This window comes from Shewanella sp. SM23 (genome assembly GCF_025654295.1).
In the GTDB taxonomy this organism is placed as follows: domain Bacteria; phylum Pseudomonadota; class Gammaproteobacteria; order Enterobacterales; family Shewanellaceae; genus Shewanella; species Shewanella oncorhynchi.
In genome coordinates this window covers 53,773-70,018 of record NZ_JAKKRM010000011.1, presented here as the reverse complement: position 1 = coordinate 70,018, position 16,246 = coordinate 53,773, and the positions used below count along the sequence as shown (strand labels likewise).

Annotated in this window: 11 protein-coding genes; 5 read left to right on the top strand and 6 right to left on the bottom strand. The window is 44.6% G+C overall.

Translation table 11 applies throughout. The annotated features are described in order from the left end of the window. Window positions 1-83: 83 nt before the first annotated feature. The 3 genes from L5L98_RS14250 to L5L98_RS14240 form a co-directional block, all read right to left on the bottom strand. Window positions 84-1,298 (bottom strand): RsmB/NOP family class I SAM-dependent RNA methyltransferase, encoded by a 1,215-nt coding sequence (locus tag L5L98_RS14250; RefSeq protein ID WP_173245073.1) that lies wholly within the window; start codon window positions 1,296-1,298, stop codon window positions 84-86. A 143-nt stretch (window positions 1,299-1,441) separates the two neighbouring features. Then, complete coding sequence (locus tag L5L98_RS14245) at window positions 1,442-2,713, bottom strand: sugar MFS transporter (protein WP_173496672.1); 1,272 nt, start codon at window positions 2,711-2,713, stop codon at window positions 1,442-1,444. A gap of 141 nt (window positions 2,714-2,854) precedes the next feature. After that, window positions 2,855-4,477: an alpha-glucosidase family protein gene (locus L5L98_RS14240; protein ID WP_263141864.1), complete on the bottom strand. Its 1,623-nt coding sequence runs from the start codon at window positions 4,475-4,477 to the stop codon at window positions 2,855-2,857. Between the two features lie 494 nt (window positions 4,478-4,971). Between L5L98_RS14240 and L5L98_RS14235 the strand changes: the two genes are divergently transcribed. The 5 genes from L5L98_RS14235 to L5L98_RS14215 all read left to right on the top strand — a co-directional run bounded on the left by L5L98_RS14235 (window position 4,972) and on the right by L5L98_RS14215 (window position 13,244). Continuing rightward, on the top strand, window positions 4,972-7,791 hold the full coding sequence (locus L5L98_RS14235; protein ID WP_263141863.1) for a TonB-dependent receptor: 2,820 nt from the start codon (window positions 4,972-4,974) through the stop codon (window positions 7,789-7,791). Between the two features lie 120 nt (window positions 7,792-7,911). Then, complete coding sequence (locus L5L98_RS14230; protein WP_263141862.1) at window positions 7,912-10,137, top strand: glycoside hydrolase family 13 protein; 2,226 nt, start codon at window positions 7,912-7,914, stop codon at window positions 10,135-10,137. Between the two features lie 13 nt (window positions 10,138-10,150). Continuing rightward, window positions 10,151-12,322: an alpha-amylase family protein gene (locus L5L98_RS14225; RefSeq protein WP_263141861.1), complete on the top strand. Its 2,172-nt coding sequence runs from the start codon at window positions 10,151-10,153 to the stop codon at window positions 12,320-12,322. Between the two features lie 143 nt (window positions 12,323-12,465). Beyond that, window positions 12,466-12,849: a VOC family protein gene (locus L5L98_RS14220; RefSeq protein WP_219233647.1), complete on the top strand. Its 384-nt coding sequence runs from the start codon at window positions 12,466-12,468 to the stop codon at window positions 12,847-12,849. Between the two features lie 185 nt (window positions 12,850-13,034). After that, window positions 13,035-13,244 carry a hypothetical protein gene (locus tag L5L98_RS14215; protein WP_113939622.1) on the top strand — a complete coding sequence of 70 codons (210 nt, stop codon included), beginning with the start codon at window positions 13,035-13,037 and terminating at the stop codon, window positions 13,242-13,244. Window positions 13,245-13,336: 92 nt separating this feature from the next. Here the strand turns inward: L5L98_RS14215 and L5L98_RS14210 are convergent, their stop codons facing one another. The 3 genes from L5L98_RS14210 to def all read right to left on the bottom strand — a co-directional run bounded on the left by L5L98_RS14210 (window position 13,337) and on the right by def (window position 15,758). Next, on the bottom strand, window positions 13,337-13,963 hold the full coding sequence (locus L5L98_RS14210) for a LysE family translocator (protein WP_131525774.1): 627 nt from the start codon (window positions 13,961-13,963) through the stop codon (window positions 13,337-13,339). 227 nt (window positions 13,964-14,190) lie between these two features. Further along, complete coding sequence (gene rhlP, locus L5L98_RS14205; RefSeq protein ID WP_263141860.1) at window positions 14,191-15,036, bottom strand: rhombotarget lipoprotein; 846 nt, start codon at window positions 15,034-15,036, stop codon at window positions 14,191-14,193. A 230-nt stretch (window positions 15,037-15,266) separates the two neighbouring features. After that, window positions 15,267-15,758 (bottom strand): peptide deformylase, encoded by a 492-nt coding sequence (gene def / locus L5L98_RS14200; protein ID WP_011789520.1) that lies wholly within the window; start codon window positions 15,756-15,758, stop codon window positions 15,267-15,269. Window positions 15,759-16,246: the final 488 nt, after the last annotated feature.

Below are 16,246 nucleotides of genomic sequence, written 5' to 3'. Positions count from 1 at the left end.
AAGAAATTCTAGGCACTAATGTTAATTAAGTAAACCCTTTACCTGCGCGGTAAAAGGTTTACTTTAGTCTAAAAAGCAATGCTTTATTCTTGAATACGTTCAAGTTTGGCAAGGTAAAAGCCATCAAAGCCGCTATCGGCTGGGCTGATACTTTCATCCTCAATCAGGCGAAAGTTGGGGTTCTCGGCTAAAAACGCATCCACTTGACCGCGGTTCTCGCAAGGGAAGATAGAACAAGTCGCATAGACGACTATGCCACCGACTTTGACCATGCGGCTGTAACTGCTCAAAATGTGTTTTTGCAGTTCCATTAACACGGGTAAACGCTCTACGGTATCACGCCATTTTGCATCGGGATTACGCTTTAATACACCCAAACCAGAGCAAGGCACATCAAGCAATACTCTATCGGCACTGAGCTTTAAGCGTTTAATGGTTTTACTGCTGGCGATAACACGGGTTTCGACATTGTGTGCCCCATTACGACGGGCACGCTCTTTGAGTTTGTCGAGTTTCCATTGCTCCACATCCATGGCCAACAAGCGTCCTTTACCCTGCATTTGCGCAGCTATGTGTAAGGTTTTACCGCCCGCACCCGCGCAAGCATCGATCACTTTCATCCCCGGCTTGGCATCAAGCGCCGCAGCTACGCGCTGAGAGCCCGCATCCTGCTGCTCGAATAAGCCATCTTTAAAGCTTTGGGTACGGAACAAGGCAGAATCGGAGGTCACTTCAAGGGCGGAATCAACCCCATCAACACAGAGCGTGCTCACAAACTCAGCGGCAAGCTTAGCGGCCAGTTCATCACGAGTCACCTTAAGGCTATTAGCGCGTAAAAAACGTTTCGGCGCTGTACTTAACGCGGCGCGCTCTTTTTCCCAAGACTCACCTAGTTGCTCACGGCCCATAACATCGAGCCACTCAGGGCAACCGTCCCACAACACAGGCTTAGTTTTCGCTTGCTCGATACGCTCAGCTAAACGCACCTCATCAACTTGCAGCGAATATTGCATTTTAGGCAGTTCAAGCCCATGAAATAAATGCCAGGCATTAAGCAATTTAGAGCCAAAACGCTCCATCTCATCTGGACTAATTTCCGCCAGATAACAATATAAATTTAAACGACGTAGGATATCACCCGTCGTTAATGCGATACGCGCCTGCTCGGCGGGTACCAATTGCAACCCAGAAAAATGCTGAGAATAGGCCCGATCTAAGGGTTTTCCTTGGCTCAGCACCATAGTTAAGATACTGATCACTAATTCGTTCGAGCTGGCAGAAAGCGGAGAATTCAACATTTAAAAGGTCACCATGAATGATAAAACCGGAGGATCATAGGAGGTCAGGCCCTAATACGCAAGCGCGCTGGCGCCGAGTTAAGGTTAAAGCCATAAAAAAAGCGATCCTAAGATCGCTTTTTTGCCACAGTCAGTTTAACCCATTACATTTTTGAGCCTTTAGCCCCGTAGAACAGGATAAAACCATAACAAATCACGGGCAGAATAAAGGCGAGCTGAACGCCAAGATTATCCGCTAACATGCCTTGGAATAAAGGCAAAATCGCGCCGCCCACAATCGCCAAACACAAAATGCCACTGCCCTGTGAAGTGTGTGGACCTAAATCACGAAGTGCTAAGCTGAAGATCGTTGGGAACATAATCGAGTTAAATAACCCCACCCCAAGGATTGCCCACATAGCAATGCTGCCACTGGTTGTCATCGCTGCAACCACAAGTAGTGCCGCCATAAAAGCATTAAATGCAAGCACTGAGCCCGCTGGTACTTTTTGCATCACCACAGAGCCAATGAAACGTCCCACCATAGCGCCGCCCCAATAATAGGCGATGTAATGGGCGGCTTCGGCTTCTGGCATACCCGCTATATGGCTTTCACCTAAGAAGCTAACTAAAAAGCTACCGATAGACACTTCTGCGCCGACATACACGAAAATACCCACAGCACCGAGCACTAAGTGCTTGCTTTGTAAGGCACTGGTTTTACCTAGATGGGTCTGAACTTCACCTTGAACACTTTCATCATGCTCACGGATCACAGGTAAATCTAACTTCGCAAAAATCAGCGCTAAAATTGCCAAGGCGCCAGAAAGTAACAGGTATGGCAGTTTAACTACTTCTGCTTCAGCGCTCGCTTGGGCTAAATCGCCTGATACTGAACTGGCGACAGACAGAATTAACATAGCACCAAAAAACGGCGCAACCGTTGTGCCTAAGGCGTTGAACGCTTGCGTTAAATTCAAACGACTCGACGCAGTTTCGCGACTGCCTAAGGCATTGACATAAGGATTAGCTGCCACTTGCAGGATTGTGATACCGGATGCCAAAACAAATAATGCACCGAGGAACAAGTTGTAAGTAGCGAGGGCCGCCGCAGGATAAAACAGCGCACAACCAATACTTGCAATCACGAGACCTGTAACAATTCCCTTTTGATAACCCAGCTTTTTCACTAAGTTACCCGCAGGGATTGAGACTAGAAAATAAGCACCGAAGAAACAAAACTGGATCAACATGGCTTGAGTATAATTCAGTGAAAACACAGCTTTAAGATGCGGGATTAGAATATCGTTCAAGCAGGTGATAAAACCCCACATAAAAAACAGTGAAGTCAATGAGATCAAGGCAAAACGATAACTGCCCGACCCATTTTCGCCAGTGCTGCTCGTGTAGCTACCAGTATTAATTGATGACGCCATAGTTATTCTCTCTGTATGTTTTTATTATCAGGAACTAATTAAGGTTACATTCCCCATGGTGCCCGTGGGCGGGTTTATATCGAACTGTGGGCTTGGGATCCCGTATCTATAACACTTCAACCGAATAAAAATGAATCATTTTCACTTTAACACTGCATAAAAGCTGGTAAATGCCGAAAACTTCAGCTGATTGTGTTCTATTTGTGCGGTTTTAAGGCCGTGTCCCGTCAGCGACTCACTGAGTTCAAATGCAGAGAAATCAAACTCGACCTCGGTATCACCTAAATTGAATCCCACGAGCACTTTTATATCGCCTAAGGTGCGAACAAAGGCCAAAATGGGCTCCTTTGTATCAACAAATTTAATATCACCTTCAACTAACACTGGGTGTAACTTACGCCAAGCCAGAAAACGTCGATAACCATTGAGCATAGAATCAGCATCAGATTCTTGTACATCCACAGCTAACGCTTGGTGCGCAGGTGGAATTGGCAGCCAAGGAGAAACATCACTAAAGCCACTAAAGTCAGCGCCTTGCTGCCACGGCATTGGCGTACGGCAACCATCACGCCCCTTAAACATAGGCCAAAATGTTTTGCCAAAGGGATCTTGCAGCTCATGGTATTCAATTGGCGCCTCGGTTAGACCGAGTTCTTCACCTTGATAACTACATATACTGCCGCGCAGCGAACTTAGCATGGCATTGAGCATTTTGACCATGTCTGAATTCTGCTTACCTTGCCCCCAACGACTCGCTACGCGCTGCACATCATGATTGCCGATAGCCCAACATGGCCAGCCATCACCTATGCTCGCTTCCAAAGCCTCTACGGTTTGGCGAATATAACTTGCGCTGTAATCATCAGTCAGCAGCTCAAAACTGTAGGCCATATGCAGGCGATCTTCGCCCTTAGTGTAGGCAGCCATTACAGCCAAAGAATCTTCGGCAGAGACTTCGCCTAAGGTCACCGCTCCTGGATAGCGATTGATGAGCTTTCGTAAATCTTCAATAAAAGCGATGGTTTGCGGACGGTCATTATTGTAGTAATGGTATTGATAGGCGTAAGGGTTATCTTCACTGAAACCACGGCCCTGACGTTTATCCTTAGGTTTTGCCGGATTGTCCCTGAGCAGTTCATCGTGATAACAAAAGGTAATGGCATCTAAGCGGAAGCCATCTACCCCMTTTTTAAGCCAAAATTCAACGTTATCCAGCACAGCTTGGCGCACTTCGGGATGATGGAAATTAATATCGGGCTGACTACGCAGGAAGTTATGTAAATAGTATTGCTGTCTGCGCGGTTCCCACTCCCAAGCACAACCGCCAAAAATCGCGAGCCAGTTGTTAGGCGCTGTACCGTCTTCCTTAGGATCGGCCCACACATACCAATCCGCCTTGGGATTCGTACGGTTTTCGCGGCTCTCGATAAACCACGCATGTTGGTCCGAGGTATGACTTAATACTTGATCAATAATGACCTTAATACCTAAACCGTGGGCTTTTTCAATCAATTCATCGAAATCATGCATAGTGCCAAAAAGAGGGTCAACTTCACGGTAATCACTGATGTCGTAGCCAAAATCTGCCATAGGAGATTTAAAGAAAGGTGAAATCCAGATGGCATCGACATTAAGACTCGCAATGTAATCCAGCTTTATGATAATGCCGCGTAAATCCCCGACGCCGTCACCATTAGTATCTAAAAGGCTACGCGGATAAATTTGGTAAATCACAGCACCACGCCACCACGTTAACTCACTCATTGTTGCCCCTTTATCATTATTCTACAGCGAACTTTCCCTAACACACTCAAGCAAACAGTTATCGTTTTGTTACTGCAGAGTAAAGTCATCGCGGCTTATTTTGTGTTACCGAGCATACGTGAAGAGGGAAATAAGGTTCAATACACCTGCATACGTATGCAGAAGATGCAGCCAATAGTCACATGGCATCACAATGAAATTTACTTTTAGTAACAGTCACTTGATTACAAAATAAAATCATTTTATTCCCTGAGTTCACCCTCTATCACAGTCTATTCTTAACTCTGCTAGGCATTGAATACGTATGCACTCTGTTGTTCAGCTAAGAAACTCGGGAGTAGTATCTTCACCGTTGCATAACAATTTGGTCATAAACGCAGCACTTATGCAGTCAATTAAGCGCCCATATACCAAAAAAAGGCCGCAAACATAACGCGGTGATAACGATAAAACGCTCTACAAAGCGATAAAGCGACTCCAAGGGGAAGAGAGATATGATGCGATTTAAACCCAGTTTGCTAACCTTAGCGCTCATCGCCGCAGGTGCCAGTATGCACTCCTATGCGGCAGATGAAGTGACCACAGATAAGGAAGCAAAAGCAAAAGAAGCTGCTATTGAGGTTATTGAAGTTAAAGGCTTTAGAACCAGTGTAATCAAATCACTAAATGATAAACGCTTTGGAGATACCGTCTCTGAATCGATTTCGGCAGATGATCTTGGCGCCCTTCCCGATCAGTCAATCGCTGATGCACTGACTCGCTTACCAGGCGTGACCGCAGTGCGCACTGGTGGACAAGCAAGCGGCCTCAATATTCGAGGTCTTGATGGTGATTTCGTCTTTGCAACACTTAATGGACACGAACAAGTGACAACGGGCGGTAAACGCGCCATTGAGTTTGACCAATATCCATCCGAATTAATTAGTCAAGCCGCCGTCTATAAAACACCAAAAGCCTCGCTGATTGAAGGTGGCGTCGCTGGTACGGTAGAATTAAAAACCGCAGATCCCTTAAAAAGCGACAAAGACCAATCATTTAATATCAATGCTCGCGGCAGTTTTAATGACAGAGCGGATGAGATTTCCGATGCCGATCAATATGGCAACCGTCTTAGCTTTGCCTATCAAGGCAAATTCCTTGAAGATACACTCGGTGTGGCACTAGGCTATGCCCATTTGTACCAACCTTATGTTGCCAGTCAATTCATTGGTTTACGTTTCAACGACGATAAAAAAGATGTCAATGGCGACGGTGCTGCCGAATCAATCAGTGAAGGTTTTGAGTTACAGCAAAAAGGCGGTGATGATACACGTGATGGTTATATGGCGGCTATCCATTGGCAACCAACAGACAATCTCAGTGTAAAAAGTGATTTATTCCATTCAAAATTCACTTCCGAAAACTTTGCCCGAGGCTTTCGCGTTAAGTCATTAAAAAACGGTACTATTAGTGATGCGGTTGTCGAAAATGGTTCTATGACAGGCGGAACGGTATCAACTGATGGTACTGATAACTTTGCCGTTTTTGTTATCAATGATAACGACTCAAAATATTCAGAACTGACATCAGGCTCAGTCAATATTGAGTGGAACAATGGCGGCGCATTAACTGTCGCAGGTGATGTGAGCTATTCAAAAGCCGATGGTGAGTTCGTCAACGGCGGTACTCGTGCCGTTTTATATGATGATATAGGTAATGAAGTACGCTCAGCCGAATCAATTAATTATCAACTACATGGTTTAAGCCCAGCCGATGTCAGTTTTTCAAACGACTATACCAATACCGCGACCTTGGGTTTAAAAGAAGTGGGTATGTGGCCATACGATCAACAAAATGATCTTGTCGCCTACAAGTTAGACTTTAACTATGCATTAGATTCTGGTTTCTTAACTTCAGTTGATTTTGGTCTGCGCTACTCAGAACGTGAATTCAACGCCCAGCGCTCTCAAGCAGGCTACGGCTTCGAATTTGACACTAACCCCGCCAATCAACCAGTGTTGGTGTTAAATGATGACATGACAAATATAGTCAATTTCGGTGGTGAACTTTCAGGCTACCCCAGCTTCCTATCGATCGATTTCGACAAGGCTGTGGAGCTGGTCAACAATCAATTGGCAGCGACGGGTCAAGGCCCATTTAATCCGACGGCTAACTGGTCGGATAACTGGACCATGATCCAAAGCGGTGCCGTTAATGAAGATATACTGGCAGGATATGTACAGGGCAATCTAGAGTTTGATCTGGGTGATGTCAAAGTAACAGGTAACCTAGGGCTGCGAGTGGTTCACACGGATCAGAACAGCACAGGTCTGCAACAAATCGGCTTCGGTTTGGGCGAGCCTATCGCGGACGAAAAGGGTGTTATCAGCGCTGACTATATCCGCAATGAAATCGGTCAGACCTACACAGACTACTTACCATCACTCAACCTCAACTTCCACTTGACGTCAAATGATCAACTGCGTTTCGCCGCAGCCTCTGTGATGGCTCGTCCACCGATCAATAAGCTGAAGTCAGGACGAGGCAACTGGTATTCCGACGAAAACAAAGGCTATAAGACATACAATGCCTGGGGTAACACCAGCCCTTTGCTTGATCCTTTCTATGCCGATCAATTCGATCTGTCTTACGAGCATTATTTCGAAGACAGTGAAGGCGCCGTGGTGATAGCTCTGTTCTATAAAGACATCAAGTCTTTCATCAACGATTTCACTATCACTGAATTTGATTTTGAATCTGAAGGTTTTATTGTCCCAGATACAGTAGTTGATAATGGCGTCACTTATCCTGTTAATAAAAATTTGGGTCAATATCAAACTGCAATCAACAACGACAATGGCGGCTACATTCGTGGTGTTGAGTTAGGTTATACCCAAATATTTGATTTCTTGCCCTCGCCACTCAGCGGTCTTGGCTTCACTGGCAGCTACTCGTATTCAGACAGTGAAGTGGAATTTACCACAGATTTAAGTGGTTCAAACTTAACCATTCCATTACCAGGTTTATCAGAAAGCGTACTCAACACCACCTTGTTCTATACTCTGGATGGTTTCGATACTCGCGTAAGCATGAGATATCGTAGTAGCTATGTTTCAGAACAAGTGGCAGTTGAATCACAACTCGCCTTCTTCGATGCCGAAACGATTGTGGATTATCAAGCTTCATACGCACTGGAGAATGGACTTAAGTTCTTATTCCAAATTAATAACTTAACTGATGAACCGAACAAAACCTATTTTGGTGAAGAACATCAAACAGGAACAATCCAATACTTCGGTAGACAGTACTTCCTAGGGTTAAGTTACTCTTTATAAACTACCCCAAATAAAGCCTGCTTCAATTAAGAAGCAGGCTTTTGCTTATGCAGATTTCAGTATTTCTAACATTCATCATGCCAGCACGTTTTACTTATTTATCTTTAAAAGGCTTACATTATGATCCGTCAAAACCTAATGATAGTGCTTTATTTATGTTTGGTTTGCTCTTCATCTAATACGGCCTATGCAAACACCTTTAAGCAAGATATATCGACGGACGTTAAGCTTGAACCCGCGTTTTGGTGGGCGGGGATGCAGAACCCTGAGTTACAGCTGATGCTGTATAGCCGCGAACTTCCAAGCTTACCGCAGCAGATTAAGGTTGATATACAAGGAAAAGGCATCACACTTAAAAGCCTTGAGCACACTGATAACCCTCACTATCTGTTTATCAATTTAGATCTGAGCCAAGCTGCGCCGCAAACCTTTGAGCTAATAATTTCCAACACTGACTCGGCTTCAAAAGCCGACACGCCTCTTTATCGCCTGCCCTATACGTTGCAAGGGCGTGCTAAGGGCAGCCGTGAGCGCCAAGGGTTTAGCAATAAGGATGTGATTTACCTTATCACGCCGGACCGATTCGCCAATGGCGACACGAGTAATGACAATCAAGCCGATATGTTAGAGCAAGTCGCAGCTAACTCTCCCAGTAATCTCAACTATCCCGATGCTCGCCATGGCGGCGATATAGCAGGGATCAGCCAGCACTTAGCATATCTGGCAAAACTTGGCGTGACTCAGTTATGGATCAATCCGCTGCTTGAGAATAATCAAGCCCAGTATTCATACCACGGTTACTCAATTACCAATTTATACCGCGTCGATCCCCGCTTTGGCAGCAACGAAGATTATAAAGCCTTAGTCGCTAAGGCTAACAAGCTTGGCCTAGGGGTGATTAAAGATGTTGTGGTGAATCATATCGGCTCTAACCATTGGTGGCTCAACGATTTACCTAGCCAAGACTGGCTGAACGATGCCACAAAAACGCAGCTACATAATCGCAAATCCAAGCCTGACTTGATGCAGTCTGCCGATACTAAATCCAGTGCTATTAAATCCAGCGTTACCAGCCCCGGTTTCACCAGCCATAGGCGCACGACAGTGCAAGATCCCTACGCGGCAGCGCAAGATCATATTGATTTTGTCGACGGCTGGTTTACCGACACTATGCCAGATCTAAATCAAAGCAATCCAAAACTGGCAACCTATCTTATCCAAAACAGTATTTGGTGGGTCGAGTACGCAGGACTTTCGGGGATACGTGAAGATACTTACTCCTACGCCGACAAAGGGTTTATCGCTAAATGGTCTAAGGCCGTGATGGCTGAGTACCCAAATTTTAATATTGTTGGCGAAGAATGGACCGCAAACCCCATCACAGTGTCCTATTGGCAAAAGGGCAAAATCAATGACGATGGTTATACCTCAGATTTACCCAGTTTGATGGACTTCCCGCTATACGAAAAATTGATTGCCAGCCTTAATGAGCCAGAAACCTGGGATACGGGTTTTATTAAGCTTTACGAGATGTTAGCCAACGATGTTGTGTATGCCTCACCCAGTAAGCTAGTGCTATTTGAAGGCAATCACGACACCAATCGTATCTTCAGTTTAGTGAAAGAAAATATAGACTTATACAAGATGGCCCTCACCTATGTGCTGACCGCCAAACGCATTCCGCAGCTGTTCTACGGTACAGAAGTGTTAATGACCAGCCCGACAGAAGGCCGTCACGATGGCATTGTACGCAGTGATTTTCCCGGTGGTTTTGCCAACAGTGCCACGAATGCCTTTACCGGCCAAGGACTGAGTGAACCTCAACGACAAGCGCAGCAATTTATCCGTACCCTACTGAATTACCGTAAACAATCCCCTGCGCTGCAATCGGGCGATTTACTGCACTTTGTGCCGCAGGATGGCATCTATGTGCAATTTCGCTGCTTATTAAATGATCCATTATCAGCTGAACAGAAAGCCGAAGCACTTAAGTCACTAACTCAACACAATTCTCAAACCCAACACAATGCCTGTACTCAGCCCTTAGCCGATAAAGTCATGGTGATTTACAATAAAAATGAAAAAGCAGTCACGCTAGATGTAAACCGCTTTGCCAGTGTACTTGGCGATAACCGCGCCGCTACAGATATCATCAGTGGCAACACAGTTTCACTCAATCAAGCGCTAGCATTGCCCCACGCAGGGGTCACTATCCTTGAGCTTAAAGCCAGACCGCAGCTAAATACTGGCTTACCTAGCCGTCAAACCTCTAATCATATGAGTTACTCAGCTAGCGATTTAACTCAGGCTCAAACAACTCACCCACAATCAAAAACTCAACCCTAAAAGGAATTCAGTCTTGAGCTTTTTATCGCCTATCTATTCCCGAGTGATTCAGTGCCCCGAAGAGGCTAAATTTCCCATAGTGGCTTTACTTATAACCAAAGCAGCAAAAACCCAGCAGCGCCGACAGTCATCACTCAGCTTATGTTTAAACGCTCTATTCAGTGCCTCTTTATTAACTGCCTCGCTTTTTAGCTTATCGGCTGATGTGAATGCATCGGCGCTGACGCTTGATAATAAGTTACTACCAAAGTCTGATAGTGAGGTTATGACGCTTAAACCTGTGGTGTATCAAATCTTTACTCGCCTTTATGGCAATAAAAATCCAACCAACAAACCTTGGGGCACGATTGCCGACAATGGCGTCGGTAAGTTTAATGATATCAATGATATTGCACTCAATAGTATCAAGGACCTAGGCGTTACCCATGTGTGGTACACGGGCGTTCCCCACCATGCATTGATTGGTGATTACAGCGCGATTGGCGTAAGTACTGATGATCCCGATGTGGTAAAAGGCCGTGCGGGCTCACCCTACGCAGTCAAAGATTACTACAACGTCAATCCAGATCTGGCGGTCAATCCCGCCAACCGTTTAGCCGAGTTCGAAGCGCTCATTGCCCGTACCCATCACCACGGCTTAAAGGTGATTATCGATATAGTGCCAAACCATGTGGCGCGCCATTATCAATCCGTTAATAAACCCCAAGGCGTGCGCGATTTTGGCGAAGATGATGATACCAGTCTGGAGTACGCCAAAAACAACAACTTCTATTACGTTGTTGATAAAGTTGATGTTAATAATGGCTCGGAGGGGGCAAAGGGAAAAGCGCATGCCTTTGAAGTGCCAAGCTTACCCGCAAATCTTAAACCGCTGGGCGGAGAAGCTCACCCATTAAGTGAAGGCAAATTCAACGAATTTCCCGCAAAATGGACTGGCAATGGCTCACGCTTAGCCAAGCCTGATGCCAATGATTGGTACGAAACAGTCAAAATCAATTACGGCGTACGCCCCGATGGCACGTATGACTTCCCTCGCCTGCCAGCCAATTTCGCCACTTTAACGCAGGCGCAGCATTACGCTTTCTGGCAACAACACTTAGCCGAGCTCCCAAGCGCTTGGATTAAATTCAATCAGATTGCCCAGTATTGGCTAGCGAAAGGGGTCGATGGCTTTCGCTATGATATGGCCGAAATGGTGCCAGTGGAGTTTTGGAGCTATCTCAACAGCCAGATAAAACACACAAATCCCGATGCCTTTATCTTGGCCGAGGTCTATAACCCCAAGCTGTATCGAGATTATATCCAACTTGGCAAAATGGATTATCTGTACGATAAGGTCGATCTTTACGACACCCTAAAAGCCGTAATGGCGGGTAAAACCAGCACAGCTAATATCGCGGCAGATCAGGCAAAAGTGCAGGATATTGAATCTCACATGCTGCACTTTTTAGAAAACCACGACGAGCAACGTATTGGTAATGCGGCATTTTTAGCATCGCTACACACAAATAAGCCCACGACAACCCAAGCCGTGAATCCACACTATGCCCTACCCGCTATGGTGGTGTCGGCAACGATAGGTACTTCACCGACGTTAGTGTATTTTGGCCAAGAAGTGGGAGAAGCCGCCATCGACAACCCAGGATTTGGTCATGCATCACGCACCAGTATTTTTGACTATGTTGGCGCCCCCGCCCATCAGCGCTGGATGAACAATGGCAAGTTTGATGGTGGACAATCAACCGTAAAGGAAGTCATTTTGCGGGCTTATTATCAAAAATTACTGAACCTAAGCACAGGTAAAAATGTACCTGCACTTTTAGGAGAATATTACTCACTCGATGCCGCCAACCGCAGCGCACAAACCGCCACAATGGATACTCATGGCAGTGCAACGGGTTATGATGACAGCACTTTTGCCTTTGTGCGCTTTGAGGAAAATACAGCCAATAAAACGGGCCAAAAACTGATTATTGTGAATAACTTTAATCAAACCCAAGCAAAGCCATTATCCCTTAAGCTGCCAAAGCCACTTATCGACCAATGGCAATTAACGGATGGTACCTATTCACTTAAGGATTTGCTGGAAGACAATAAAGCGCAGTTGGTTGTCAAACTAGGTGAAGGACAAGTTCAGATGCAACTTGCACCGCTGTCTTCAGCCATATTCGAGCTGGAAGATTAAACGAGCAAAAAGCCTAGGTGAGCTAAAAAGTGAAATCGACCGATAGCGTCACGCTAAACTGTGACGCTATCTTTTTTTAACCGTTATACTCTCAAACCTTTCTATCTTATTTGATCAACCATTAAAAATCACAAAGGAAAGCAATGTTACTCGGCATTCACCATGCAGCGATTATTTGCAGCGACTATCAAAAGTCCAAACACTTTTATGTAAACATTCTTGGCCTTACCGTGCTTGCAGAGCATTTCCGTGAGGCACGTAAGTCCTATAAACTTGATTTACAACTGGCCGATAAGAGTCAAATTGAGTTGTTTTCATTCGACAATCCACCCAAACGACCAAGCTATCCCGAAGCCTGTGGACTTAGGCATCTCGCCTTTCGCGTAGCATCAATTGAAACCGCCATCGAACATCTTCATAGCCATCACATTACCGTTGAACCCGTCCGCATTGACGAATACACAGGCAGAAAATTCACCTTCTTTAGCGATCCCGACGGCTTACCCTTAGAGTTATATGAGCTATAGCACGAGTGAAATAAGGCAACATCGCAGCAATAAGATGAATAAAGCTTAATTACGCTACGGGATAGTCAGCATTAGACTCAATAAAACGACGCAGCCGTTTAACCAATAGTTTAAGTAATCGATTGACCAATTTGGCACTGTGATAAGGTCAAAGCCTACCTAGGCTAACCATTTAGGAACTCAAGATGTTTGATAATCCAGCATTATTACTATGGAGTTTAGTCTTTAGCCTCTTTGGTCTTGGCTTTTTCACCTATGGCAAACGCCAAGGTGCACCCATCCCCCTCGTCGTTGGGATAACCCTGATGCTCTACCCTTATTTTGTCAGCAACCTAATCTTACTCGTCTGCATCGGCATAGCACTCATCGCGCTACCGTATTTTGTGAAGTTGTAACAAGCGATCTTTGTCATAGCTAGATTGAAAAGCTCATATCTATCAGAGCAAATGAGGACTTATGTCTTACTCGACAAAATGACCTTATTCCACTATCTATCACTGGTCATGACTTTACTGGCCAAGCCAATAAGCAACACACCTGATATCCCCTCTAAGGCTCTCGAATAACGCAGGGAATTGGGGCGACTAAATACCCAGCTTCCTGCCGACGCATAAAGGACGTTACACAAGGTCGCTAACAAACTGAAAATAAGACCAAGGGTTAACAGCTGAATTGACGTTGAACCCGCTAACGGGTCAATAAACTGCGGCAAAAAAGAGAGGAAAAATAAAGCGACTTTAGGATTAAGTACACTAACGACAATGCCTTGGAAAACTACGTTGCCGTTTGGTTTGCTATTGTTATCAACCACAATTTTATTATTGCCACGCCACATTGATATTAACGCTTGAATGCCTAAATACACTAGATACGCGGCCCCTAACCACTTCACAATACTAAAAGCCAACGCTGAACTGAGAATGATGGCAGATAATCCCAAGCTAGCAGCAAGCGTGTGAACAAAATAACCCACACCTAAACCCATCGCAGCTTTAAGCCCACTGATCATTTTCCCTTTCATTGTGTTAGATACAATGTAGATGACATCGGGTCCAGGGATAAGATTGATAGCAAGGCAAGCAACTGCAAACAGTAATAGTGAATTTAAATCCATTTAATTTTTCTCCTTGTTAAACGCGTAATCTATCGCGCCGCTTAAGTGGTGTCCGACGCAATACCGCAGCCTCTGTAAACCACTTTAAAAAAAATCAAAACGTTAACTACAAGTAAATTGGTAACCAGAACCTGTGCTCAACTTTATATACTTTTTGCTCACGTCTTGATTCAAAGCAAACTTCAATTTGCTCATCCTTAACGATCTTAATTTGCGCTTAATTTTTTTTATTCACGGCAAATCGTTAAACGGCGCATCGCAAAAATGCCCAATAGTGAAAGTATTAATAAAGATAAGCTGCCACCGCCGCTGTAACCTTGTTTATGTTCTATGGTGGCGACGTGCTCTTCCTTAACCCGAGTTTTAAAGCGGGCAAGCTCGTCATCTAAATTGACTATCATGTCGTTCACCGCGAGAGCAAAGCCCTCGTAGGATTTCTCTCTTAGTGTTGTCGTCACGCCAACAGCGGTTGAACTTTCAGTCAACTGATTAATACCTGGCGCCCTAAATAACATCTTCTGGCTACGCATATCGAAAACGGCTGTATCAACAAAGGTTTGAATCGCATTTTCATTGCCGGGGATTAAATACATGCCCACGATAGTCCAATAAAGGATGGCGGACTTGTTCTCGTGGCTTTGCATCAATTGATCGTAAGAAACCAATGCCATCACATCAACATCATGCAGGCGAGCAACCTGCTGCAAGGTTTCAAAACCTTTACCATTTTTAAGATAGGTACTTGGGATCACTTCGATACGATCGATATAGTCATATTTAACAAAGGATTTTTTAACCTTATCAAGTAATGCCATCTGAGTTCGGCTATCAATTGCATCGGCTTGCCAATGGGACGAAGGCAAGAAAGCGATGCCGACGGTAATAGGTAAACGCAGCACAGGTAAGGATGGCTGCTGGGCTTGGCGACTCTTCTCATCAGGGTATAAATATTCAACTAAGCTACTTGATACCGCATTTTTCTCCGTAGTATTACCGTTAAAAAATGCACTACAACCACCCAGTGAAAGCATTGCGAATGAGGCTATACCACAGGCTAATACCTTAAGTTTCATTTGTTTCCCTACCGTATCCATACACTTGCTGTTAATGATGAAAACTGAACCTACAACTAATGTAGATTTTGGGTTACCTTATCCATTCATCAGAGTAAAAACAAGCTGTTATGTTCACATATCACAGCATTAATCTTCCTTGATTAGATTTTAAATACAAAAAAGCCGCACTATAAATGCGGCTAGTCAATAGGTACAACCACTCTCTAAAATACAACTTAAGTCAAAAGTTAAGCGTATTTACGCACTTTTTTAAGGGCGATTTGTTGTTTTAGCATGGATAAATGTTCGATAAATACTTTGCCATGCAAATGGTCGATTTCGTGCTGCAACACTATAGCTAAAAACTCATCGGTTTCGATTTCGATAGCCTTGCCCGTTCTGTCTAAGGCGGTCACTTTAACTTTTTCAAAACGTGACACTTTAGCGCGATAACCAGGGATAGACAGACAACCTTCTTCACCGACGAACTCACCTGACTTTTCAACAATCTCAGGATTAATCAGCACTAAAGGCTGGTCGCGACCGTCAGATAAATCGATCACGATAATTGCATCTGTACTGCCGACTTGAGTTGCTGCTAAACCGATACCATCATCCGTGTGATACATGGTTTCGATTAAATCATCGATAAATCCCTGAACAGCTTCAATATCTTTTACAGGTTGCGCTTTACGTTTAAGGCGCTCATCGGGAATAGTTAGAATATCGAGTACAGCCATGCCAGTTATCTTCTCTCATCGAGTCAAAAAAATTGGCGCCATTATGGACTATTTGACCATTTACACAATATTTAAGCTAAAAACAGTTTAAATATTTTGTTAGTAATCGAGCTAGCCGATAAAAATATCGAGAAGTGCTTAATCCTTTAAATGCCAAATACCCTCACATCTTCCGCTAAGCCACGCTTTACCGTTACACTAGCGTGAGCTCATCAAGCAAAAGTTTTTGAGCGTGATTCTTTGTGAGTCATACCAATCGTATTAAATATCTGTTCATTCAGCGAGAATTCAACGCGCTTTAGACAAGGCGAAGGCTTGAAGGCATAGTGGTGCTCTGTCGAAAGCCTTAAACGCAGTATAAAGCGTTTTGAAACCCGCCCTTTGGGAGCCTCACAGGTATCCCACTCCGGTGTTGCATTGACTTAAAAGAGAATAACGATTTCTGCGTCAATGCGCCTGAGATTTAAATACCTGTGAGGCTTTGAACT

Excerpts from the sequence above, each read along its gene's own strand:
- L5L98_RS14220 (WP_219233647.1), top strand. The coding sequence starts at position 12,466 with ATGTTACTCGGCATTCACCATGCAGCGATTATTTGCAGCGACTATCAA.
- rhlP (WP_263141860.1), bottom strand. The coding sequence starts at position 15,036 with ATGAAACTTAAGGTATTAGCCTGTGGTATAGCCTCATTCGCAATGCTT.
- L5L98_RS14210 (WP_131525774.1), bottom strand. The coding sequence starts at position 13,963 with ATGGATTTAAATTCACTATTACTGTTTGCAGTTGCTTGCCTTGCTATC.
- L5L98_RS14235 (WP_263141863.1), top strand. The coding sequence starts at position 4,972 with ATGATGCGATTTAAACCCAGTTTGCTAACCTTAGCGCTCATCGCCGCA.
- L5L98_RS14215 (WP_113939622.1), top strand. The coding sequence starts at position 13,035 with ATGTTTGATAATCCAGCATTATTACTATGGAGTTTAGTCTTTAGCCTC.
- def (WP_011789520.1), bottom strand. The coding sequence starts at position 15,758 with ATGGCTGTACTCGATATTCTAACTATTCCCGATGAGCGCCTTAAACGT.
- L5L98_RS14230 (WP_263141862.1), top strand. The coding sequence starts at position 7,912 with ATGATCCGTCAAAACCTAATGATAGTGCTTTATTTATGTTTGGTTTGC.
- L5L98_RS14245 (WP_173496672.1), bottom strand. The coding sequence starts at position 2,713 with ATGGCGTCATCAATTAATACTGGTAGCTACACGAGCAGCACTGGCGAA.
- L5L98_RS14250 (WP_173245073.1), bottom strand. The coding sequence starts at position 1,298 with ATGTTGAATTCTCCGCTTTCTGCCAGCTCGAACGAATTAGTGATCAGT.